A 21505-nucleotide genomic window follows, 5' to 3' on the forward strand; every position below is an offset into this window, starting at 1 on the left:
TCACGCGTCGGCCCGCCAGACGGGCCCGTCCGGATAGCGGTGGGCGGCCACGGACTCGGGCCGCAGTTCGGCGCCCAGCCCGGGGGTCGTCGGCGCCGTGTAGCGGCCGGCCCGCACCTCGACCGGCGCGGTGAAGTGCTCGTGCAGGTGGTCGACGTACTCGATCACCCGGTCCTCGGTGCTGCCGCTCACCGCCACATAGTCGAACATGGCGAGATGCTGCACCATCTCGCAGAGGCCCACGCCGCCGGCGTGCGGGCAGACCGGAACGCCGAACCTGGCGGCCAGCAGCAGGATGGCGACGTTCTCCGTGACGCCGGCGACGCGGCTGGCGTCGATCTGCAGCACATCGACGGCCTCGGCCTGGAGCAGCTGTTTGAACATCACCTGGTTCTGGCAGTGTTCGCCGGTGGCCACCCGGATCGGGGCGACGGCGCGGCGGATCGCGGCATGGCCGAGGATGTCGTCGGGCGAGGTCGGCTCCTCGATCCAGTACGGCGCGTGCGGCGCCAGCGGGCGCAGCCGTTCGATCGCCTCCGGCACGCCCCATGCCTGGTTGGCGTCGATCGCGATCCGGATGTCGGGGCCGACCGCCTCCCTGGCCAGCCGGACCCGCCGCAGATCGGCCTCCGGATCGGCGCCGACCTTGAGCTTGATCTGGGTGAAGCCCTCGGCGACCGCCTCCTTGGCGAGGCGGACCAGCTTCTCGTCGGTGTAGCCCAGCCAGCCGGGGCTGGTGGTGTAGGCGGGGTAGCCCGACTCCAGCAGCCGGGCGGTGCGTTCGGCGCGCCCCGGTTCGGCGGCCCGCAGGATGGCAAGGGCCTCGTCGCGGGTGAGGGCGTCCCGCAGATAGCGGAAGTCCACCAGGTCGACGAGCTGTTCGGGGGTCATCTCGGCGAGCAGCCGCCACACCGGCTTGCCGGCCAGCCGCCCGGCCAGGTCCCAGACGGCGTTGTCGATGGCGGCGGCGGCCATATGGATCACGCCCTTGGCCGGGCCGAGCCAGCGCAGTTGGCCGTCGCCGGTCAGGCGGCGGGAGAACGCGCCCAGATCGGCGAGGAGTTCGTCCACCGGAAGCCCGACGACCAGCGGGGCGAGCGCCCGCACCGCCTCGGCCTGGACCTCGTTGCCCCGGCCGATGGTGAAGGCGAGGCCGTGGCCCTCGGCGCCGGCGCTGGTGCGGACGGTGACATAGGTGGCGGAGTAGTCGGGCTCGGGGTTCATCGCGTCGGAGCCGTCGAGCTGGCGGGAGGTCGGGAATCTGACGTCGGACACGTCGAGCGCGGTGATCTGCTCAGTCATGGGGCCTGCCGGGGCTGCTGGAGGTGGGCGTCTTCGGCCTCGGGGCAGGGCCGGGCGACGGCGGTGCGCGTCGGCCTGGCGGCGCTGATACGGGTCAGAGCGATACCCCAAGACATGGGATCTATTGATAGGCCCGAGCGCCCCCCACGTCCACCCCTCGCAGCAAAACCGCAGGTTATTTGGGTGGTTGACAATCCACCGGGGGGCAGGAGATCACACCCCCTCCCGGAAGATAGGATCTTTCTGTTAGGGTCCTGCATCCTCAGGCCCCGCTCTCCACGGCCCGCACCGAGGTGGACCAGATGTCGCTGACCGACAACGCCATCGTCCGTATCCGAGAGCTGATCCAGACGGGCGCGCTGCCGCCGGGCGCCAAGCTGCCGCCGGAGCAGCAGCTGGCCGCCGAGCTGGGCCTCTCCCGCAATCTGATGCGGGAGGCCGTCAAGGCGCTGGTGGTCGCCCGGGTGCTGGAGATCCGGCGGGGCGACGGCACCTATGTGACCAGCCTGCAGCCGAGTCTGCTGCTGGAGGGCCTGGCGGTCGCCGTGGAGCTGCTGCACGGCGAGACCCTGCTCGAACTCACCGAGACCCGCCGGCTGTTCGAGCCGGTGGCGACCGGGCTGGCCGCCCGGCGGATGACGCCGGAGGCGCTGGCTGTGGTGGCCGACGAGCTGGACGCCATGCGGGCCGCCAGGGACGACGTCGAACTGCTGGTGCGCCATGACGCGGCGTTCCACCGCGCGGTGCTGGCCGCCACCGGCAACGAAACGCTGATCTCGCTGCTGGACGGCATCTCGGGACGCACCCTGCGCGGCCGGATCTGGCGCGCGCTGGTGGACGAGCACGCCTCGGAACGCACCCTCGCCGAGCATGAGGCGATCTATCGTGCCCTCGCCGACGGGAACGCGGCGCTGGCCGAGGCCACGGCGTTGGTGCATGTGAGCAGCACCGAGCACTGGCTGCGACGCCATCTGGAAATCCAACGGGGCCTGGACGCGGCCCCGAGCGAGGAGAGCCATGCCGACGAAGCCGACCCCCCGGCGGGGCCCCCACCCGCAGAACGCCGAACCGGTGGAAGCGCGCGGGGCGCGTCGCGCTGAGCGCACGCCCGGCGTGCGCGCCGGGGCGGGGCGATGACGGCCGCCGGCGGGCGCGCCCCGCTCGGCGGCTCGGGCGTCACCGTCGGCCGGCTGGCGCTGGGCACCGCCCCGCTGGCCGGGCTCTACACGCCGGTGAGCGAGGCGGCGGCCGAGGAGACGTTGACGGCCGCCTGGGACGCGGGAGTTCGCACCTTCGACACCGCGCCGCACTACGGTCTCGGCGTCTCGGAGCGGCGCCTCGGCGCGTTTCTGCGCGACCGGCCCCGGGCCGAGGTGGTGGTCTCCACCAAGGTCGGACGGCTGCTGCGGCCCGGCTTCTCGCCGCCCGGCACCGACGGCTTCCACGGCGTGCCGACGGATCTGGCCCGGGTGTGGGACTTCAGCGCCGCCGGCGTGCGCGCCTCCCTGGAGGAGAGCCTGGAGCGGTCCGGGCTCGACCACTTCGACCTGGTGCTGCTGCACGATCCCGACGACCACGGCGAACAGGCCCTGCACGAGGCGTATCCGGCGCTGGCCGAGCTGCGCGCCCAGGGCGTGGTGCGGGCCATCGGCGCCGGGATGAACCAGACGGAGATGCTGACGCGCCTGGTCACCGAGGCCGATCTGGACTGTGTGCTGGTCGCGGGCCGCTATTCGCTGCTGGACCGGCGGGCCGCCGAGGCCCTGCTGCCGGCCTGTCTCGAACGGGGCACCGGGGTGCTGGTGGGGGGCGTGTTCAACAGCGGGCTGCTGGCCGATCCGCGCCCCGGCGCGACCTTCGACTACGCGCCGGCGCCCGAGCCGCTGCTCCGCCGGGCGCGTCAACTCGCGGAAGCCTGCGCCGCGTTCGGGGTGCCGCTGGCGGCCGCCGCGATCCAGTTCCCATGGCGGCATCCGGCGGTCGGCGCGGTGGTGCTGGGGGCGCGCAACGCCCGCGAGGTCACGGAGAACGCGGCGCATGCCGCCGTCGAGATCCCCGAGGAACTCTGGCGCGAGCTGGACGCGTTGGTGCCGGCCGGCGAGGAGGGCCGGGCATGAGCCGGATCGACGCGCACCACCACCTCTGGGATCTGACCCGCCGCCCCCAGCCCTGGCTGCTCGAAGCCGGCCTGACGCGGCTGCACCGCACCTTCGCCCTGGGCGAGTTGGCGCCTCGGGCCGCCGAGGCGGGCGTCGCGGGCACGGTGTTGGTGCAGGTGCTGCCCGATATGGCGGAGACGGCGGAGTTCCTGGCGCTGGCCGCCGACGAACCGCTGGTGCTGGGGGTGGTCGGCTGGGTGGATCTCACGGCGGGCGGCGGCGCGGTCGCCGAGGCCATCGCCGCGCTGCGCGCCGGGCCCGGGGGCGATCGGCTGGTCGGCATCCGCCATCTGGTGCAGGGCGAGCCCGACGCCGACTGGCTGGCCCGCCCCGAGGTACGCGCGGGCCTGGCGGCCGTCGCGGAGGCCGGCCTGGTCTATGACCTGCTGGTGTTGCCGCACCAACTCCCCGCCGCCGTCGAGGCGGTGCGGGCGCTGCCCGAACTGCGGTGTGTCCTCGACCATCTGGCGAAGCCGCCGATCGCCTCGGGCGAACTGCTCCCCTGGGCCGCCGACCTGCGGCGGCTGGCCGCCGAGCCGGGCGTCAGCTGCAAGCTGTCCGGGCTGGTCACCGAGGCCGGTCCGGCGGGCTGGACGACGGACGGGCTGCGTCCCTACGCGGAGGTCGCGCTCGACGCGTTCGGCCCGCGCCGACTACTCTTCGGCTCCGACTGGCCGGTCTGCCTCGCCGCCGCCTCCTACGCCGAAGTCGTGGGCGCCGCCGAGGAGTTGACGGCGGGGCTGACCCCGGAGGAACGCTCGGACGTGTTCGGCGACACGGCCCGCCAGGTCTACGGCCTGACGCCCTGAGCGCACCGACGATGGCGCTCCCGGCGACCCCGGGGATACGTTTATGCCGTGACTGAACAAACCGGGACCGGCAGCGCCGGCGACGCCGACTACGGCACCATCGGCGCCGGCTACCGCGACTACCGGCGGCCCGATCCCCGGATCGCCCGGGCGATCGGCGCCGCGCTCGGCGACGCCGACACCGTGGTCAACGTGGGCGCCGGCGCCGGCTCCTACGAATCGCCGGACCTCCGGGTGACCCCGGTCGAGCCCGCCGCGGCGATGCGCGCCCAACGGCCCGCCCACCTCGCGCCGGCCGTGGACGCCACCGCCGAGCGACTGCCCTTCCCCGACGACGCGTTCGACGCCGCGCTGACCACCTTCAGCGTCCACCAGTGGCAGGACGTGCGGGCGGGGCTCGCCGAGATGCGCCGGGTGGCCACGGGCCCGGTGGTCGTGCTCACCTGCGACCCGGCCCTCGTCCGGGACTTCTGGCTGTACGAGTACGCGCCACCGGTCCTGGACGCGGAGGCCCGGCGGTACCCGCCCGTCGACGTCATCGCCGAGGCCGTCGGCGGGCGGGTCACGGTGGAGCCGGTGAGGATCCCGGCGGACTGCGTCGACGGCTTCAACGAGGCGTACTACGGCCGGCCGGAGATGCTTCTGGAGCCCGGCGCCCGCCGGGCCTGCTCCTCCTGGAGCTTTGTCGAGCCCGCCGTGGCCGACGCCGCCGTCGCACGGCTCCGTGCCGATCTCGACTCCGGCGCCTGGGACGCCCGGCACGGGGCGCTGCGCCACCGGCCGGAGTACCACGGCTCCCTCGTCCTCATCCGGGCCACGCCCTGACCACCGCCGGACGCCTCACCAGGCCACCGGCAGCTCCTCGGGGCCGGCCAGCAGGGAGCCGGTGCGCCAGGGCACCCGCTCGCGCGGGACGGCCAGGCGCAGTTCGGGCAGCCGGGTGACCATCAGCTCCAGGGCGATCCGCAGCTCCTGGCGCGCCAGCTGGGCACCCAGGCAGTAGTGCGGCCCCGCGCCGAAGGCCAGATGGCGCGGCGCCTCCGTGGACTCCGCCGCCTCCAGGGAGAACGTGTCGGGCTCGGCGAAGACCCGTCCGTCCCGGTTGGCCGCCGCCAGATCCACCAGCACGGGCGATCCCGCGCGGATCAGGGTGGAGCCCAGGACGATGTCCTCGGTGGCGTAGCGGGGCAGCGTGGAGCCGAGGATCAGGGGGATGAAGCGCAGCATCTCCTCCACCGCGCCCGGGATCAGCTCGGGGCGCCCACGCAACAGCGCCGACACCTCGGGGCGCACCGCCAGCAGATAGCAGATGCTGCTCAACTGGCAGGCGGTGGACTCGAATCCGGCGTTGAGCAGTTCGGCGGCGATGGCGAACAGCTCGCCCTCGTGGATCCTGCCGGCGTCCCGCGCCTGGACCAGATCGGTGAGCAGATCGTCACACGGCTCGGCCCGGCGACGCTCGGCGAGATCGGCGACATAGCCGCGGAAGGCGACCGTGCGGCCGGCCACCTCCTCGTCCGTGGCGGTGAAGGAGAGCACGGTGCGCGCCCAGTCGCTGAACTGCCGCCGCCCGTCCTCGGGCAGTCCCAGCAGATCGCAGCTGACCCGGATCGCCAGCGGGGTGGCGAACAGCGCGACGAAATCGGCAGGTTGGGGAGCGGCCAGCAGCACCGCCAGCTGCTCTTCGGCCACCTCGCGGATGTAGTCGCCCATCCGCTCGACCCGGCGGGCGGCGAACCGTCGGCTGACCACCTGGCGCAGCCGCGTCTGCTCGGGCGGGTCCATGGCCACCATGCCGCCGCCCCTTCTGGCCAGCGGGCGCATCCGGGGATGGTCCCGGCTCATCGCCTCGGCGACGCTGAACCGCTGGTCCGTCAGCACCGTGCGCACGTCCTCATGGCCGGTCGCCAGCCAGCACGGCTCCCCGTACGGCAGCCGCACCCGGATGGGCGGCCCCTCCCGCAGCGCGGCATAGGCCGGATGCGGCGCCAGACCGATGGTGTCCCCGAAGGGATAGGCGCGCGGCACCTCGGCCGTCGCCACCGATGAGGCGTCACCATCGGTCGATGTGATGCCGGGGGACTCCGGGGAGTCACGCCGGTCCTGGCACGGGGAAGACACTCGGTCCACCACGAAAATCGGGCCTCCTTGGCAAGTCTGCGTCACCAGCACTCTCGCCAACGAGGCCCGAACGTTACCCAATCGTCCGAATTCTCACGCCATCGAGTGATCATCACGGCTCATCCGCAACATTTCGCCATGCCGCCATCCCCGACTCGGCCGCGGGACACGCCTCGTGATCGGTACGCCTAGGGACGCCCCACCCTGGGGTAGCCGTCGGCCTCGATGCCGTCGGGCTCGGCCGTGAAGCGGAGCAGGGCGCGTGCCGCCACCGGGCCGTCGAGCAGGATCACCGAACCGCAGCCGGCGGGCAGCCGCCCGGACTCCACCCGCGCCACCAGCCGGGCCATCGCCCGCCGATGCCGGCGGAAGGCGTAGGCGGAGACGGCCCGCCCGCGTCGGGCCTGCCCGGCCAGCGCCTCGTCCGGCGGCACATCGACGAGCAGCAGATGGTACGGCCGGCCCCGGCGCCTGGCGTGCCAGGCCAGCCAGCCGCGCACCCACGGCACCCGACCGCAGTCGTGCACCAGGACAGGCGCCGCGCGGCGCAGCACCCAGACGATCCTGGCGTAGTGCGCGAGCCGCACCAGGGGACGGTAGACGGGATAGGGCAGCCGGTGGGCCAGCCTGCGGTCCCAACGCCCGCGCGCGTCCTGGGAGTCGACGGTGATCACGGAGTCGCCCCGGCCGTCCGGGCCGACCGCGCGACGCATCAGGGTGGACTTGCCGCACCCCGGCAGTCCGCTGACCACCACCCGGTGGCCGGCGGGCCAGGACAGGGAGAGCGGCCCCTCCAGGGGATCGCCACGCAGGTCATGGACACGGGGCCAGGCCGGATCGGCGACGGTCTGCTGGTTCATCTTGCCCTCTCACCCTGGTCGGCCTCGGGCCGCCATGGCTGATTCTGCCCGTTGAACAACGGCGTTGGGAGCAGCGCGGGGGCAACTGGCCAGCTATCAGCGGGGGATGGACCAAAAAGCATCGATGCCGACCGGGTCGGCCCACTTTCCGATCGGCCGGCCGCCCGGCGAACGCGGCCGCATGCCGCCGGACCAACGCGGCGCCGGCCGGGGGCCGTTCGGATGCGGGCGCCCCGTGAGCCAGCGGGCCTCTCCCCCACCTGGCCGCCAACTCCCGGAACTCATCAGGTTTTTGCGCAGATCGTCACAGTTATTGCAGAGCCTTAACCTCGTCGTTACGATGCGCTGCAATCACTCGCGGAAATCCCCCACCGGAGAGGTCCACATGGGAATCTCACGCCGCGCATTCGTCACTTCCGCCCTGGCCGCAGCCCCGGCCGCCGCCCTGGTGACCTCGGTCGCCTCCACCAGCAGCGCCGCCCCCGCCACCAGGGCGGTCGGCGCCCGAGCCGTGGGCGATGTGGTCGGCAGGATCACCACCGGCTACCAGGGCTGGTTCGCCGCCCGTGGCGACCAGGCCCCCATCGACGGCTGGTGGCACTGGTCGGCCAACTGGTCCCAGCCGCCGTCCCCCACCAACCACGCGCTCATGAGCTGGCCCGACATGCGGGAGTACAGCAACGTCTACCCGACCGCCTTCGCCGACCTCGGCGGCGGCGGCCCGGCCACGGTGTTCTCCTCGCACGACGACCAGACCGTCGACGTCCACTTCCGGTGGATGAGGGAGTACGGCATCGACACCGCCGCGCTCCAACGCTTCAACCCCAACGGCTCGGAGGGCCCCACCCGCGACGACATGGCCGAGAAGGTCCGCGCCGCCGCCGAGACGCACGGGATCAAGTACTACATCATGTACGACGTCACGGCCTGGGACGATATGCAGGAGGAGGTCAAGGCCGACTGGACCGCCAAGATGCGGTCGCATATCGACTCCCCCGCCTACGCCATGCAGGACGGCAAACCCGTCGTCGGCATCTGGGGGTTCGGCTTCAACGAGCCCAACAAGACCTGGCCGCCCGAGGTCTGTCAGGACGTCATCGACTGGTTCCATGCCCAGGACATCTATGTCATGGGCGGCGTGCCCACCCACTGGCGCACCGGCACCCAGGACTCCAGGCCCGGCTTCATCGAGGTCTACCGCTCGCTCGACATGCTCTCGCCCTGGATGGTGGGACGGCTCACCAACCTCGCCGACATCGAGCACTTCTACCAGCATGTCAACACACCCGACCAGGCCGAATGCGACGAACACGGGATGGACTACCAGCCGTGCGTCATCCCCGGCGACAACTCCCGACGTCACCGACTGCACGGCGACTTCATGTGGCGACAGTTCTACAACCTGACGCGGATCGGCGTGCAGGGCCTCTACATCTCGATGTTCGACGAGTACAACGAGGCCAACCAGATAGCCAAGACGGCCGAGACCCAGGCCGACATCCCGACGGACTCCGGCTTCCTCGCCCTCGACGAGGACGGCACGTTCTGCACCTCCGACTACTACCTCCGCCTCACCGGCGACGGCGGGCGGATGTTCCGGGGTGAGATCCCGCTGACCGAGGAGCGTTTCACGCCCCCCGGCGGCTGACCGACGGGCGGCTCGGGGTACCCGCCTCCCAGGCCCCGAGCCGCCGCCCCGTCCCCTGTCCAGCCGGTCGCCCGGGGAGCGCGTGCCACCGCCAGTTCCCCGGGCGACCGAGTCAACTCCGCCCCGGTCAGCAGCCGGTGCGGGTGGTGCCGACGGCGATGTCGTCGTACCAGAGGGTGTCGGCGCCCTCGCCGTAGCTCTCCCAGCCCAGGCGCAGATCCACCACATCGGGCGCCCAGTCGGCGCGGTTCAGCCACTGCGAGTCGATATCGTGCGTCGGCTCCCCGTCCACCACCAGCCCGACCACCTGCTCGCCGTTCAGCCAGGTCTCCAACAGCCCGGCGGATCCGTCGAGTTGGTATTCAAGACAGACCCACTCGTCGACCGGGAGCGGCTCGCTCAGCGCGACACCGGCGGGGCTCTGCTCGGGCAGGGTCGCGTCGTCGGACTCCCGGTTCCACTGGAGCGCCGCGTTCTGGCCGCCCATCCGCAGATCGCGGGAGTTGTCGGCGACATCCTCCATGGCCAGGAACGTCACATGCTGCTGCGGGAGTTCGTCCGTGTGCCGCACCCAGAAGCGGACATAGAGGCCGGCGCCGGTGTCCACATCGGCCAGGTCGGTGGCGACAAAGACATGGTTGCAGTAGCCGTCGGCGCCGTCGATCCGCAGCGCCTGCCCGCCGTCGCGCCCCGCCTCGGGGTCCACGGTCGCCGTCCCGGTGCCCGAGCAGTCCCGCGTCTCGACCTCCCAACGGCCGCCCGGCGCACCGCCGTCCATCTCCTCGAAGTCCTCGCAGAAGCCGTCGGTCCCGCATTCGGCTGCGGCCGGGACGTCGACCGCACGGGCGCCCGGATCGGCGCCGAGCGCGGAGGAGACGCCGGCGGCGGTGAGCGTCACGGCCAATGCCACGGCGGCGGGCACGCGCAGACGGCGTCCGGGGGTGGGGGCAGGCGACATGGCGATACTCCTGATCGTGGGGGGTGCGGTGCGCCGGGACTGCGTGGGGCAGCCGGAGTGGGAGCGCTCCCATCCACTGACGTTAACGCGGGGCGGCGCGTCGGTCCAGAGGCGCGCACGGGGTTCTCCGCCGTGGTGCCGGACGGCGATATCCGGCGTCGCGGCGGCCGTTGACCTGCGGGAACCGGTGGGCCCCCGGCGGTCGGGCGGCGGGTGCCGGGGAGAATCTTTACCGGCTCTTGGGGCGGGCGGCCCGGTCGTCTCCCCGGGCGCGGCGGTTGACCCTCACGTGACGTCATGCCGCATAGCCGCTCGGGTGGAAGAGCACCTGACCGTGAGACGGGTGGCCGAGCTGACCGGCGTGACCGTCCGCACGCTGCACCACTACGACGAGATCGGCCTCGTCCGGCCGTCCGCGCGGACCGCCGCCGGGTACCGGGCCTATTCGGCGCGCGATGTGGAGCGGCTGCGGGAGGTACTGGCCTACCGGCGGCTGGGGTTCGGGCTGCGCGAGATCGCGGATCTGGTCGACGATCCGGCCACCGACGCGGTGACGCGTCTGCGGCGGCTGCGCGGTCTGCTGCTGGAACAGCGCGACCGGGCCGCCGCCATGGTGACGGCCATCGACGGCGAGTTGGAGGCGCGGGCCATGGGGATCAGAACGACACCGGAGGAGCAACTGAGGATGTTCGGCGCACAGTTGTACGACGCCATCGGTTCCGACTACCCGACGACGCGGCGCACCGAGCCCCGGATCGCCGCACGGGTCTGGGACGCGCTCGGCGACGCCCGAACGGTACTGAACGTCGGGGCCGGCACCGGCTCCTACGAGCCACCGGACCGCGAGGTGACGGCGGTGGAGCCGTCGGCGGTGATGCGGGCGCTGCGTCCGGCGGGCGCGGCACGGTGCCTGGCCGCCGCGGCGGAGCGACTACCCTTCGCCGACCGGTCGTTCGACGCGGCGATGGCGTTCAGCACGGTGCACCACTGGCGGGATCCGATCGCCGGGCTGCGGGAGATGCGGCGGGTGGCGCGTCGGGTGGTGGTGTTCACCTACGACGCCGGTGACGCCGGCCGGCGGGAGCGGTTCTGGCTCACCCGCGACTATCTGCCGGAGTTCGCCGAACTGCTGGTCGACTGGCCCTCGTTGGCCGATCTGACCCATGCGATCGGTGGCCGCGCGGAGCCGGTGCTCGTCCCCTGGGACTGCGCCGACGGCTTCTTCGAGGCCCACTGGCGCCGGCCCGAGGCCTATCTGGAGGAGCAGGTGCGCCGGGCGGTGTCGGTCTGGACCAGGGTCGGGCCCGAGGCCGAGCAGCGGGCGGTGCGAGGGCTGCGCGACGACCTCGACTCGGGCCGGTGGGCCGAGCGCAACCGCGATCTGGTCGCCCTCGACGCGGCGGAGCTGGGCCTGCGGCTGCTTGTGGCCTGACGCCAACGGTGCCGGGCCGTAGGGTGGTTGGCCATGGCGGACGACCAACGGTACCGGCGGCGGCAGCTCGTCGGGGCGGAGATGCTGCGGGAGACGCAGACACTGGCCCAGCGCCTGTGGGACGGTCCGGGCCGCTGGCATCCGGGCGAACTCGCGTTCTTCCAGCGGCAGTTCGCGGTGCCGCCGCCCGACCGGCCGATGGCGCTCTGGTCGGACGCGGACGGCCGCACGGTTGCCTGGGCCTGGAAGAAACCGTCGGCCGCGCTCGATCTCCAGGTGGATCCTCAGGAGTTGGCGGTTCTTGAGCCGCTGCTCGACTGGTTCGACGAGGTCAGCGGGGTCGGCGGGGCGGGCGCGGTCCGGTCGGTCACCGTGTTGGACGCCGAGACGGAGCTGGTCGAGGCGTTGTCCGCGCGCGGGTTCCGGCGGCGGGACGAGGGCCGGCCGTTCTTCGTCCATCTGCGGCTGGACCTGGCCGAGTTGCCCGACCCGCCGCCGCTGCCCGCCGGCTACCTGGCGGGGCCTGCCTCGGTGACGGCCTCGGGGACGGCGGACGACACGGCGGCGCGGGCCCGGGCGCATCGGGCGGCGTTTCCCGCCGCGAGCGGCTTCACCGGCGCCGACTACCGCCGGATCACGGCGAGTTGGCCCTACCGTCCGGAGACGGACTGGCGGGTGACGGCGGCGGACGGGTCGACGGCGGCCTTCGCGCTCGCCTGGTACGACGAGGTGACGCGGACGGCCGTGCTGGAGCCGGTCGGCACCGTGCCCGGTCATCGGCGGCTCGGGCTGGCCCGGGCCGCCATGCTCGGCGCGCTGCGCGCCGCCCGCCGGCTGGGCGCGCGCACGGCGCGGGTCTGCGCCCGGGGCGACGCCGCCGCGCCCGCCGCCTCCGCGACCTACGCCTCGCTCGGGTTCCGCCCGTTCGCCCGCAATATCGAACTGGTCGACGTCAGCCGGCCAGCGGGGGGTCGAGCCGTCTGAAGCCCTCCTGCCGGCGGTAGGGGTAGTACGGATAGGGCGCGGTACGCAGGCTCGCCGCGTCCAGCCGGGCGATCTGTTCCGGGGTGAGCGCCCAGCCCACCGCGCCCAGGTTCTGGCGCAGTTGCTCCTCGTTGCGGGCGCCGATGAGCACGGACGAGACGGTGGGGCGGCGCAGCAGCCAGTTGATGGCGATCTGCGGGACGATGTGCCCGGTCTCCTCGGCCAGTTCGTCCAGCACATCGGTGACGCGGTGGAGCTGTTCGTCCTCGACGGGCGGGCCGAAGTCGGCGGTGCGGTGGAGGCGGCTGCCGGGCGGCAGCGGGGTGCCCCGGCGGATGCGGCCGGTCAGCCGTCCCCAGCCGAGCGGGCTCCAGACCAGCGCGCCCACGCCCTGGTCCCGGGCGAGCGGCATCAGCTCCCACTCGTAGTCGCGGCCCACCAGCGAGTAGTAGACCTGGTGCGCCACATGCCGGTTGCGGCCGTGCCGGTCGGCGGAGGCGAGGGACTTCATCAGCTGCCAGCCGGAGAAGTTGGAGGCGCCGGTGTAGCGGATCTTCCCGGCGCGCACCAGGTCGTCGAGGGTGGTGACCACCTCGTCGACGGGGGTGGCGGCGTCGAAGGCGTGCAGTTGGAAGAGGTCGATGTGGTCGGTGCCCAGGCGGCGTAGCGCGGTGTCGACGGAGGCGATCAGGCGGGCGCGGGAGGTGCCGGCGTCGCCGGGGCCCTCGCCGGTGGGCAGGGCGGCCTTGGTGGAGATCAGCACCTGGTCCCTGCGCCCCTTGATGGCGGCGCCCAGCACCTCCTCGGCCGCGCCGTCGGAGTAGACGTCGGCGCTGTCGAACAGGGTGAGGCCGTGTTCCAGGCAGATGTCGACCATGCGGCGGGCCTGCTGTTCGTCGGTGTCGCCCCAGGCGCCGAAGAGTGGTCCTCGGCCGGCGAACGTGCCGGTGCCGAGGCTGAGTTCGGGAACCCTGAGCCCCGACGAGCCCAGCTGGCGGTATTCCATGACGGGTCCTCCCGACGCCGACCGGCCCGTTAATGGGCCTGTCGTTCCATTAGGATGAGGGAAAGCTAGCACGACCCAGCCATCTAATGAAACTGGAGTCCCGTTTATGGTGGAGAACGCCGAGCCGGGCACGGCACGACCGGGCGGCCGGACGGCACGGGTGCGCGAGGCCGTGCTCCGCGCGACCGGGGACGCGCTGATCGAGCACGGCTTCGCCCGACTCGACCTCGGCGATATCGCGCGCCGCGCCGACGTCGGACGGACCACCGTCTACCGCCGGTGGGGCACGCCCACCGGGCTGATCACCGACCTGCTGACCGAATGGGCCGAGACCTCGCTCCCCCGCGCCGACACCGGCTCGCTGCTCGGCGACCTCAAGGCCAACGGGCGCCTCGTCCAGCGGACGTTGACCGACCCGCGCCAGGGTCCGCTGTTCCGCGCGGTGATCACCGCTGCGTCGTGCGACCCGCGCACCGCCGAGGCGCTGCACCGCTTCTACCGGGTGCGGATCGCCGAGTGGACGCCCTGCGTGAACCAGGCGATCGAACGGGGCGAGCTTTCCGGGGACACCGACGCGGAGGAGGTTGTCCGCGCGGTCTCCGCACCGCTCTACTACCGGCTGCTGGCCAGCGGCGACCCCATCGACCAACCCACCGCCGACCGCGCGGCGACGGCCGCCGCGGCGGCGGCCGTCGCCGGCGCGTACCGCCTCCCGGCGGGGTGACCGCGCGCCGGCGGTGCGCTGGGCACTGCGCGCTGACGTCGCACGCCGGCGGTGGGGGCGGGCGCCCGTGGTGCGGTGCGGTCGTAGCGCCCCGTGGCGGGCCGCCGCGCACGGCGCGAAGTGTGCCCCGCCGGAGGGGCCACCGGACACACCACACCCCGGGCGGGGATCCGCCGGCGGCCACCTCGGACACAGAGGCACGATGGCCCAGCCCGTCGCGGACACCCAGGAACGGGCCGACAGCCGACAAACCGCAAGCTGTCCCGGCGGCCTCGGGCACGCGACGCGAGGTGTGCACGCCGGGCCGTGGGGTCAGGCGGGGGCGGCCGTGGCGGCGGTGCGGAGCAGGCGGAGTTGGCCGATCTCGGCGGCGTTCTTGGTGAGTTCGGTGTTGACCCAGGCGAGTTGGTGGGCCCCGGTGTACGGGGAGTCTTCGCCCCAGGGGAAGGTGACCGGGGCGGCGAGGGCGGACGGGTCGAGGCCGCCGAGGATGTCGAGCCATTCGTCGCGCAGGGCGCGGAGCCAGGCGATGGTCGGCTCTCCGGGGCCCGGCCAGTGGATCTCCTCGCGCTCCCGGGGCGTGCGCCCCCGCGCGTGGTCCATGGTCACGCTCCACCACCAGCCGATATGCCAGCTGAGCCAGCCGATGGTGGGCACCGGGACGGGGTCGGGTTCGGTGTCGGCCCAGTCGGGGATCCAGCTGCCGTCAGGGCCGGCGTCGAGCGTCCAGCACAGCGGTCCCGGCTCCCAGAGGAAGTCGTCGGGTGCCAACCGCTGGAGGTGGTGGTCGAAGAGCGCCCAGCTGAGGTCGAACTGCCAGCGGGCCAGCTCCGTTTCGGATGTGCTCATGGCCCGATCCTGACCGGCCGGCGGCCCGGGAGGAAACGGTTATCACGTCGATCGGCCGAGGCCATGGGCCTGTTGGGGCTCGATGGCCGGCACGTATGCTCCGCGCATGTTCACCACACGGCCCACCCTGCGGGGCACCTTCGGCATGGTTTCGAGCACCCACTGGCTGGCGTCCCAGTCCGCGATGGCGGTGCTGGAGGACGGCGGGAACGCCTATGACGCGGCGGTGGCCGCCGGCTTTGTGCTCCAGGTGGTCGAGCCGCATCTCAACGGCCCGGGCGGGGACGTGCCGATCATCGTCGCGCCGGCCGGCGGCGAGGTGCGGGTGCTGTGCGGGCAGGGGCCGGCGCCGGCCGGGGCAAGTGTGGCCCACTACACCGGTCTCGGGCTGGAACTCGTCCCGGGCACAGGGCCGTTGGCGGCCGTGGTGCCGGGCGCCTTCGACGCCTGGCTGACGTTGCTGCGCGACCATGGCACCAGGGAGCTCGAACAGGTCATCGGCTATGCCATCGGGTACGCCGAGCGGGGGCATCCGGCCGTGGAGCAGATCGGCGGGACGGTGGCGAAGGTCCGGGAGCTGTTCGAGCGGGAGTGGACCAGCTCGGCGGAGGTCTATCTCCCCGGCGGACGCGCCCCGGCGCCCGGCGCGCTGCTGCGCAACCCCACGCTGGCGGCCACCTGGCAGCGGCTGCTGGCGGAGAGCGCGGCGGCCGGCGGGGACCGCGAGGCCCGGATCGAGGCGGCCCGCCGGATCTGGCGCGAGGGCTTCATCGGCACCGCCATCGCCCGGCACGCGGCCCGTCCGGCGATGGACTCCTCGGGCGAACGGCACGCCGGGGTGCTGACCGGAGACGATCTGACCGGCTGGTCGGCCGGATACGAGGCTCCGGTGCGCTACCAGTGGGGCGACTGGACGCTCTGCAAGGCCGGGCCCTGGTCCCAGGGGCCGGTGCTGCCCCAGCAACTGGCGTTGCTGGACGGCGGACTGGACGCCTCCGCTTATGGCACGCCCGATTATGTGCACACCCTGATAGAGGGGAGCAAACTTGCCATGGCCGATCGGGAGGCCTGGTACGGGGACTCGGCCCCGGTGCCGCTCGACGCGCTGCTCTCCCCCGGGTACAACGCGGAACGTCGACAACTCGTCGGCGACCGGGCCTCGTTGGAGCTGCGCCCGGGCGCACCCGACGGGCGGGCGCCCCGACTGCCGCGTCTGACCGACCGGTTGCTGTCCGGCGCGGCCACCCCGGCCGCACCCACCGCCGGCGCCGGCGAGCCCACCGTGGGCGCGGACGGCGAGACCAGGGGCGACACCTGCCATGTCGACGTGGTGGACCGCTGGGGGAACATGGTGTCGGCGACGCCGAGCGGCGGCTGGTTGCAGTCCAGCCCGGTGATACCGGAGTTGGGCTTCCCGTTGGGCACCAGACTGCAGATGACCTGGCTGGAGGAGGGGTTGCCGTCCTCGCTCGTCCCGGGGCGCAGGCCGCGCACCACGCTCAGCCCGACGGTGGCGCTGCGCGGCGGCGAGCCGACATTGGCGTTCGGCACCCCGGGCGGCGACCAACAGGACCAGTGGCAGACGCACTTCTTTCTCGCCGTGGCGCTGCGCGCGCCGGTGCGTGGCGGCCTCGACCTACAGGGCGCGATCGACGCGCCCAACTGGCACCAGGACGGCTTCCCCAGCTCGTTCTTCCCCCGCGACGGGACGCCGGGCGCGGTCACCGTCGAGGCGCGGATCGGCGAGCCGGTCATCGAGGAGCTGCGCCGGCGCGGCCACCGGGTGACGGTCGCCGGACCGTGGACGGAGGGGCGACTCTGTGTGGTGGGTCGTGACCCGGAATCCGGGGTGCTGTCGGCGGCGGCCAACCCCCGGGGGATGCAAGGTTATGCCGTGGGCCGCTGAATCGGCCGCGCGCCGACTTGGGGTGCCGAAAGGCCACGCGGGTCAACCCGCTGCGTCCGAAAACGTTCTGTAGCCCGCCGGAAACAAGGTTCGTAACACGGCTTGGTTCAGTACGCCCATGCCTGATGTGCCCATGCCTGACGCGTCCATGACGGAACGCGAGTGGACCGCCCGGTTGGCGGCGTTCACCGTCGAGCTCCGGGCGCTGGCCGACGTCCTCGATCCGGCGTCCGGCTGGCTCGGGGCCTTCGAGCGCCGCAACGGTGCGGAGCTGGCCGCCTGGCTGGCCGGTCGGGCGCTGCCACCGTGGGACGCCGTGGCCGATCTGGTGCAGGACCTTGCGGTCCGGAGCGGCCCGGAGCCGGCGCGGCGCGCGACCAGGCGGCTGCGCGCCCACTACGAGGCGGCGATCCTGGCCCATGACGAACTGCCGGGCGGACAAGAGGCGTTGACGCTGCTGCTGACCGATCTCGACCGGACCCGCGCGGAACTCGACGCGCGGCTTCGGATGTTGGCGCACGCCGAGGAGACGGCCCGGCGGATGGGGCAGCTGCCCGAGGCGGAGCGGCTGGCCGGGCTCGCGGAGTGGGCCCGCGACGATCAGGAGCGCGTGCTGGCCCGCCGCGCCGAGGCACACGCCCGGCTGGCACGGCTCGCCGAGCGCCCCCCGCTCCCCCGGCAGCAGGCCACACCGGAGCCGGCCCCGGCCCCGGCCCCGGCCCCCGCGCGTAAGCGGTCCAAGCCGGCGCGCCGGCCGCGCGGCGCGCGCTTCGCCGGCATCGAGGTGCCGGACGAGCCGGAGCCGACCCCGCCGACCGGGCCGACGGCCGTCCCCGAGCCGGCACCGGCGACGGGCGCCCAGGTCCGGCCGCCCAGCGGCTCCCGGTTCGCGGGCGCGCTGGAGGAGCATCGGCCGACGCTTGAGGAGCGGGTGAGCCAGGACGACCGGGAGGCGGCGGCCAGGACCGTCGACCAGCTGCGGGAGCTGCGGGCGCGGGGGGAGAGCGGGGCGGCGCACGGCCTGCTCTCGGCGGCGGCCGGCGGCTCGGCGATCCGACTGGCGCTGCTGCTGGCCGAGTTGGAGCGGGCCGGCCTGGGCGCCGAGACCACCACGTTGCTGTGGGAGGCCGGTTCGCTGCCGCCGAAGGCGCTGGCGGCGGCGGCCGAGGCGCTGTCCCTGGCGGGGCGGGAGCGGGACTGCGACCAGCTGCTGCGGCAGGGGGCGGCCCGGCCGGCCGCCGAGGTCGGCTCGGTCGCCGCCGCGCTGCGCGGGTTCGGCCTCGGCCGCCAGGCGATCGCGCTGTTGCGGGGGTTGGTGCGGGCCCGCACGGCGGAGGAGGCGGCGCAGGCGGCGCACACCGCCCCCGATGTGCTGGTGCCGATCCTGCTGGCCGCCGCCCGTGAGGTCTCCCCCGGCCACCATTTCGCGGTCACCAGCGAACTCCGGCGCGCGGGCGTGGCCTGAACCGGGCGCGCGCCCCGGCGCACCTGCGGCTCTGATGATGGAATCCACTGGTTCGCCCCCACTCGACCGATCCGCCGCTCCTGGGCGTGGTTCGATGGGCGGGTGAGAGCGGAAGAGCTGGTGAGCCCAGTGACAGAGGCCATAAGGACGGTCGCGGCCCGGGAGATCCTGCCGCGCTGGCGGCAGTTGGCGGACGACGAGATCTCGGTGAAGACCGGGCCGCACGATCTGGTGACGGTCGCCGACCAGGCCGCCGAGCGGTCCCTCACCGCCGTCCTGGCCGGGCTGCTCCCCGGCTCGGTGGTGGTGGGCGAGGAGGCGGTGCACGAGGATCCGGCGCGCTATGCGGCCCTCTCCGGGGACGCCCCGGTCTGGATCGTGGACCCGGTGGACGGGACCCGGCCGTTCGTCAGGGGCGAGCCCGGGTTCTGCACCCTGGTCGCGCTGGCCCACCGTGGCGAGCTGCTGGGCTCCTGGACGTACGCGCCGGCGCACGACCTGTTCGCGCACGCCTGGCGCGGCGCCGGCGCATGGCTGGACGGCGTACGGCTGCACGCCGGCGCGCCCGACCCCGCGCGCCCGCTGCGGGTGGCCCACTCCCACCCCGACTACACCTCGCCACGGCAGAAGCGCGCGCTGGCCGCGCTGGAGACCGAGGGGGTGGCGGCACGCCCCTGCGGGGCGGCCGGCCTCGAATATCTGGCGGTGGCGCGCGGCGAGTTGGACGCCATCGCGTTCGACTGGGAGAAGGCCTGGGACCATGCGGCCGGGCTGCTGCTGGTCCGCGAGGCGGGCGGCCTTGAGCTGACCCGGGACGGGGCCCCGTTCCGGCTGGCCGGCGGGAACGACATGCCGTTCACCGCGGCCCGCGACGAGGCCACCGCCCGGCGGCTGATCGCGCTCTTCGGATCGGAGGACGCGGAGGGAGTCCGGGTCGGGTGACCTCGCCTGCGCTCCGGGCTCAGCGGTTGGGCTCGAGCGGCTGGCTGAACCTGCGGCATACATAGACGCGTTGGAACTGTGCGCGCATCTCGGCCTCGCGGTCCAGTTGGGCATGGTTGAAGATCATGACCGGATCGAGGCCGGGCCGGGGGCGCTCCACCGCCCGTGCGGGCTCGCCCGCGTCGGCATAGTGGTTGGCGTAAACATGCAGATAGTGGTCGCTCTCCAGGAACCCCACGGCGTGGTACCAGGCGAGGCCGGCGGGCTGGTCGCGTGTCCAGGCGTCCAGGGTGGTCGCCCCCGCCGCCTCGGCGCGGGCCCTGGCCTCGGCCAGCAGTGCGGTGGCGATGCCCTGTCGCTGAGCATCGGGATGCACGGCGATGGTCTCGATGGTGGCCAGCCGCTCGGCCACGGTTCCGTCGGCCGCGGTTCCGTCGGCCGCGGCTGGGTCGGCTGCGGCTGGGTCGGCGGCGATTCCATCGGCTGCGGCTGGGGCGGCCATGGTGAGGTCGAGACAGCCGACCACCGCATCCCCGGCCGGCCGTTCCTCGTCCACCGCGACCAGGGAGAAGCCCGGCGCCGGGGTCGCCGGCTTGGCGGTGAGCACATTGTCGTAGTACGGGGTGTCCAGGAAGGAAAGCACCCGGCAGCGCAGCCAGGACGGTTCGTCGGCCGGCCGATAGGCACGCACGGTGTAACCCATACGAGCCAGGTTGTGACCCAACACCCGTGCGGGACAACCGATTATCCGTCCGCCAGTCCTTCCGTTCGTCCGTCCCCGGGGCGGGGGCGCGCGACGGGACGGCGGCCGCCGGGCGGCGGGGACGGCGGCGTATCCTCGGGGTGCTGTTCCGCCTGTGACTCACCGTTGAGGGGAGAGCCGTACGTTGCCTGCGTTGCGTGACGTGGTCGTGGTGGGAGCCGGGCCGAACGGGCTGACGGCCGCCGTGGAGCTGGCCAGGCGCGGAATGTCGGTCGCGCTCTTCGAGGCGAAGGAGACCGTCGGCGGCGGCGCCAGGACCGAGGAGTTGACGCTTCCCGGCTTCCGGCACGACCCCTGCTCCGCCGTCCACCCGATGGGCGTCGGCTCGCCCGCGTTCAACGCGATGCCGCTGGACCGGTACGGACTGAGCTGGGTGCAGCCGGAGTTGCCGCTGGCGCATCCGTTCCCGGACGGCAGCGCCGCCGTGTTGGCCAGGACCGTGGGCGAGACGGCGGCCAGCCTGGGCCCGCGCGACGCCGCCGCCTACCGCCGACTGCTCGCGCCCTATCTGGGGCGGTGGGAGACGCTGGTCGGCGACTTCCTCAAGGTGCCCTGGGACGGGCTGCCTCGCGATCCGCTGCTGCTGGCCCGCTTCGGCCTCACCGGCACCCCGCCCGTCTCCTGGCTGGTCAGGCGCTTCCGCGACGACCGGGCCAGGGCGCTGCTGACCGGGCTCGCCGCGCATGTGATCGCGCCGACCTCCACGCCGGCGACCGGCGCGGTGGCGCTGGTGTTCGCGTTGGCGGCGCACGAGGTGGGCTGGCCGATCGCCAGGGGCGGCTCCCAGGCCATCTCCGACGCGCTGGCCGGCTATCTGCGCGATCTCGGCGGGGAGATCCACACCGGCGTCGAGGTCAAGCGGCTGGACGAACTGCCGCCCGCGCGCGCCTATGTCTTCGACACCTCCCCCACCGCGCTGGCCAGGATCGCCGGCCTGGGCCGCGCCTACCGGCGCTTCCGCTACGGCGCCGCCGCCTTCAAGATCGACTATGCGCTGGACGGGCCGGTGCCCTGGACCTCGGCGGAGGCGCGCCGCGCCGGCTCGGTCCATCTCGGCTCCAGCAGCGCCGAGATCACCGAGGCGCTGCGGGCGGCCTCGGTCCGGGGCGAGGCCCCGGAGGTGCCGTTCCTGGTCACCTCCCAGCCGACCCTGTTCGACCCGAGCCGGGCGCCCGCGGGCAAGCATGTGTACTGGGCCTACGGGCATGTGCCCAACGGGTGGACGGGCGATCTCACGGACGCCGTGGAGCGCCAGATCGAGCGGTTCGCGCCCGGCTTCCGGGATCTGGTGCTGGCCCGGGCGGTCGCCGGACCGCCCGAGTTGGCCCGGCGCAACGCCAACTATGTGGGCGGCGACATCAGCTGTGGCGCCTTCTCCGGCACCCAGACGATGTTCCGGCCGCGGATCGGGTTCCGTCCCTATGCGACCCCGCACCCCGCGGTCTTCCTCTGCTCGTCCGCGACCTGGCCGGCGCCCGGGGTGCATGGCATGTCGGGGCAGAACGCCGCCAAGGCGGTGTGGCGCCAACTCCGCCGGGGCGCACCGGCGTTGTCGATCTAGCGACAGCCGGCCCAGG

General features: G+C 73.5%; 19 protein-coding genes. 12 read left to right on the forward strand and 7 right to left on the reverse strand.

Going from position 1 to position 21505, the window contains the following annotated elements; all coding sequences use genetic code 11:
* Complete coding sequence (locus AOM46_RS21045) at positions 1-1302, reverse strand: enolase C-terminal domain-like protein (protein ID WP_062214131.1); 1302 nt, start codon at positions 1300-1302, stop codon at positions 1-3.
* A 302-nt stretch (positions 1303-1604) separates the two neighbouring features.
* Between AOM46_RS21045 and AOM46_RS21050 the strand changes: the two genes are divergently transcribed.
* Genes AOM46_RS21050 through AOM46_RS21065 form a run of 4 tightly spaced genes read left to right on the forward strand, consistent with a single transcriptional unit; the run spans position 1605 to position 5095 of the window.
* Entirely contained in the window at positions 1605-2402 is a 798-nt protein-coding gene (locus AOM46_RS21050) for a FadR/GntR family transcriptional regulator (RefSeq protein ID WP_078857044.1), read from the forward strand.
* 33 nt (positions 2403-2435) lie between these two features.
* Positions 2436-3419, forward strand: a complete 984-nt coding sequence (locus AOM46_RS21055; protein WP_062214132.1) for an aldo/keto reductase — start codon at positions 2436-2438, stop codon at positions 3417-3419.
* Positions 3416-4270: an amidohydrolase gene (locus AOM46_RS21060; protein ID WP_062214133.1), complete on the forward strand. Its 855-nt coding sequence runs from the start codon at positions 3416-3418 to the stop codon at positions 4268-4270. The genes AOM46_RS21055 and AOM46_RS21060 overlap by 4 nt, the downstream gene beginning before the upstream one ends.
* 48 nt (positions 4271-4318) lie before the next feature.
* Complete coding sequence (locus AOM46_RS21065; protein WP_062214134.1) at positions 4319-5095, forward strand: class I SAM-dependent methyltransferase; 777 nt, start codon at positions 4319-4321, stop codon at positions 5093-5095.
* Positions 5096-5110: 15 nt separating this feature from the next.
* Here AOM46_RS21065 and AOM46_RS21070 read toward each other — a convergent pair whose 3' ends face one another.
* Together AOM46_RS21070 and AOM46_RS21075 are read right to left on the reverse strand one after the other, a co-directional pair.
* Positions 5111-6313, reverse strand: a complete 1203-nt coding sequence (locus AOM46_RS21070) for a cytochrome P450 (protein WP_062214135.1) — start codon at positions 6311-6313, stop codon at positions 5111-5113.
* 266 nt (positions 6314-6579) lie between these two features.
* Positions 6580-7251: an AAA family ATPase gene (locus AOM46_RS21075; RefSeq protein WP_062214136.1), complete on the reverse strand. Its 672-nt coding sequence runs from the start codon at positions 7249-7251 to the stop codon at positions 6580-6582.
* A 385-nt stretch (positions 7252-7636) separates the two neighbouring features.
* Here AOM46_RS21075 and AOM46_RS21080 point away from each other — a divergent pair, with 385 nt between their 5' ends.
* On the forward strand, positions 7637-8899 hold the full coding sequence (locus AOM46_RS21080) for a glycoside hydrolase family 71/99-like protein (RefSeq protein WP_062214137.1): 1263 nt from the start codon (positions 7637-7639) through the stop codon (positions 8897-8899).
* 127 nt (positions 8900-9026) lie between these two features.
* Here AOM46_RS21080 and AOM46_RS21085 read toward each other — a convergent pair whose 3' ends face one another.
* Positions 9027-9857, reverse strand: a complete 831-nt coding sequence (locus AOM46_RS21085) for a hydrolase (protein ID WP_078857045.1) — start codon at positions 9855-9857, stop codon at positions 9027-9029.
* Positions 9858-10200: 343 nt separating this feature from the next.
* Here AOM46_RS21085 and AOM46_RS21090 point away from each other — a divergent pair, with 343 nt between their 5' ends.
* Positions 10201-11289 carry a MerR family transcriptional regulator gene (locus AOM46_RS21090; protein WP_062214139.1) on the forward strand — a complete coding sequence of 363 codons (1089 nt, stop codon included), beginning with the start codon at positions 10201-10203 and terminating at the stop codon, positions 11287-11289.
* A gap of 33 nt (positions 11290-11322) precedes the next feature.
* On the forward strand, positions 11323-12273 hold the full coding sequence (locus tag AOM46_RS21095; RefSeq protein ID WP_062214140.1) for a GNAT family N-acetyltransferase: 951 nt from the start codon (positions 11323-11325) through the stop codon (positions 12271-12273).
* Here the strand turns inward: AOM46_RS21095 and AOM46_RS21100 are convergent.
* Positions 12242-13279 (reverse strand): aldo/keto reductase, encoded by a 1038-nt coding sequence (locus AOM46_RS21100; RefSeq protein ID WP_062214141.1) that lies wholly within the window; start codon positions 13277-13279, stop codon positions 12242-12244. The genes AOM46_RS21095 and AOM46_RS21100 overlap by 32 nt on opposite strands.
* A 106-nt stretch (positions 13280-13385) precedes the next feature.
* On the opposite strand from AOM46_RS21100, the gene AOM46_RS21105 reads away from it, so the two are divergent.
* Positions 13386-14003, forward strand: a complete 618-nt coding sequence (locus AOM46_RS21105) for a TetR/AcrR family transcriptional regulator (protein WP_062214142.1) — start codon at positions 13386-13388, stop codon at positions 14001-14003.
* A 312-nt stretch (positions 14004-14315) separates the two neighbouring features.
* Here the strand turns inward: AOM46_RS21105 and AOM46_RS21110 are convergent, their stop codons facing one another.
* Positions 14316-14852 carry a DinB family protein gene (locus AOM46_RS21110; protein ID WP_062214143.1) on the reverse strand — a complete coding sequence of 179 codons (537 nt, stop codon included), beginning with the start codon at positions 14850-14852 and terminating at the stop codon, positions 14316-14318.
* Between the two features lie 106 nt (positions 14853-14958).
* Here AOM46_RS21110 and AOM46_RS21115 point away from each other — a divergent pair, with 106 nt between their 5' ends.
* The 3 genes from AOM46_RS21115 to AOM46_RS21125 all read left to right on the forward strand — a co-directional run bounded on the left by AOM46_RS21115 (position 14959) and on the right by AOM46_RS21125 (position 19165).
* A complete protein-coding gene (locus AOM46_RS21115) occupies positions 14959-16758 on the forward strand; it encodes a gamma-glutamyltransferase family protein (protein WP_062214144.1) in 1800 nt (599 codons plus the stop codon).
* A 133-nt stretch (positions 16759-16891) separates the two neighbouring features.
* On the forward strand, positions 16892-18223 hold the full coding sequence (locus AOM46_RS21120) for a hypothetical protein (protein ID WP_234313893.1): 1332 nt from the start codon (positions 16892-16894) through the stop codon (positions 18221-18223).
* A gap of 120 nt (positions 18224-18343) precedes the next feature.
* Positions 18344-19165 (forward strand): inositol monophosphatase family protein, encoded by an 822-nt coding sequence (locus AOM46_RS21125; protein ID WP_234313894.1) that lies wholly within the window; start codon positions 18344-18346, stop codon positions 19163-19165.
* Positions 19166-19184: 19 nt separating this feature from the next.
* Here AOM46_RS21125 and AOM46_RS21130 read toward each other — a convergent pair whose 3' ends face one another.
* On the reverse strand, positions 19185-19868 hold the full coding sequence (locus tag AOM46_RS21130; RefSeq protein WP_062214147.1) for a GNAT family N-acetyltransferase: 684 nt from the start codon (positions 19866-19868) through the stop codon (positions 19185-19187).
* Positions 19869-20052: 184 nt separating this feature from the next.
* Between AOM46_RS21130 and AOM46_RS21135 the strand changes: the two genes are divergently transcribed.
* Complete coding sequence (locus tag AOM46_RS21135) at positions 20053-21489, forward strand: NAD(P)/FAD-dependent oxidoreductase (RefSeq protein ID WP_062214148.1); 1437 nt, start codon at positions 20053-20055, stop codon at positions 21487-21489.
* Positions 21490-21505: the final 16 nt, after the last annotated feature.

Source organism: Streptomyces sp. NBRC 109706, assembly GCF_000974485.1.
In the GTDB taxonomy this organism is placed as follows: domain Bacteria; phylum Actinomycetota; class Actinomycetes; order Streptomycetales; family Streptomycetaceae; genus Streptomyces.

What these genes read in the sequence shown, in the direction of transcription:
- AOM46_RS21045 (WP_062214131.1), bottom strand. Translation starts at nt 1,302, where the DNA reads ATGACTGAGCAGATCACCGCGCTCGACGTGTCCGACGTCAGATTCCCG.
- AOM46_RS21050 (WP_078857044.1), top strand. Translation starts at nt 1,605, where the DNA reads ATGTCGCTGACCGACAACGCCATCGTCCGTATCCGAGAGCTGATCCAG.
- AOM46_RS21055 (WP_062214132.1), top strand. Translation starts at nt 2,436, where the DNA reads ATGACGGCCGCCGGCGGGCGCGCCCCGCTCGGCGGCTCGGGCGTCACC.
- AOM46_RS21060 (WP_062214133.1), top strand. Translation starts at nt 3,416, where the DNA reads ATGAGCCGGATCGACGCGCACCACCACCTCTGGGATCTGACCCGCCGC.
- AOM46_RS21075 (WP_062214136.1), bottom strand. Translation starts at nt 7,251, where the DNA reads ATGAACCAGCAGACCGTCGCCGATCCGGCCTGGCCCCGTGTCCATGAC.
- AOM46_RS21080 (WP_062214137.1), top strand. Translation starts at nt 7,637, where the DNA reads ATGGGAATCTCACGCCGCGCATTCGTCACTTCCGCCCTGGCCGCAGCC.
- AOM46_RS21085 (WP_078857045.1), bottom strand. Translation starts at nt 9,857, where the DNA reads ATGTCGCCTGCCCCCACCCCCGGACGCCGTCTGCGCGTGCCCGCCGCC.
- AOM46_RS21095 (WP_062214140.1), top strand. Translation starts at nt 11,323, where the DNA reads ATGGCGGACGACCAACGGTACCGGCGGCGGCAGCTCGTCGGGGCGGAG.
- AOM46_RS21100 (WP_062214141.1), bottom strand. Translation starts at nt 13,279, where the DNA reads ATGGAATACCGCCAGCTGGGCTCGTCGGGGCTCAGGGTTCCCGAACTC.
- AOM46_RS21105 (WP_062214142.1), top strand. Translation starts at nt 13,386, where the DNA reads ATGGTGGAGAACGCCGAGCCGGGCACGGCACGACCGGGCGGCCGGACG.
- AOM46_RS21110 (WP_062214143.1), bottom strand. Translation starts at nt 14,852, where the DNA reads ATGAGCACATCCGAAACGGAGCTGGCCCGCTGGCAGTTCGACCTCAGC.
- AOM46_RS21115 (WP_062214144.1), top strand. Translation starts at nt 14,959, where the DNA reads ATGTTCACCACACGGCCCACCCTGCGGGGCACCTTCGGCATGGTTTCG.
- AOM46_RS21120 (WP_234313893.1), top strand. Translation starts at nt 16,892, where the DNA reads ATGCCTGACGCGTCCATGACGGAACGCGAGTGGACCGCCCGGTTGGCG.
- AOM46_RS21130 (WP_062214147.1), bottom strand. Translation starts at nt 19,868, where the DNA reads ATGGGTTACACCGTGCGTGCCTATCGGCCGGCCGACGAACCGTCCTGG.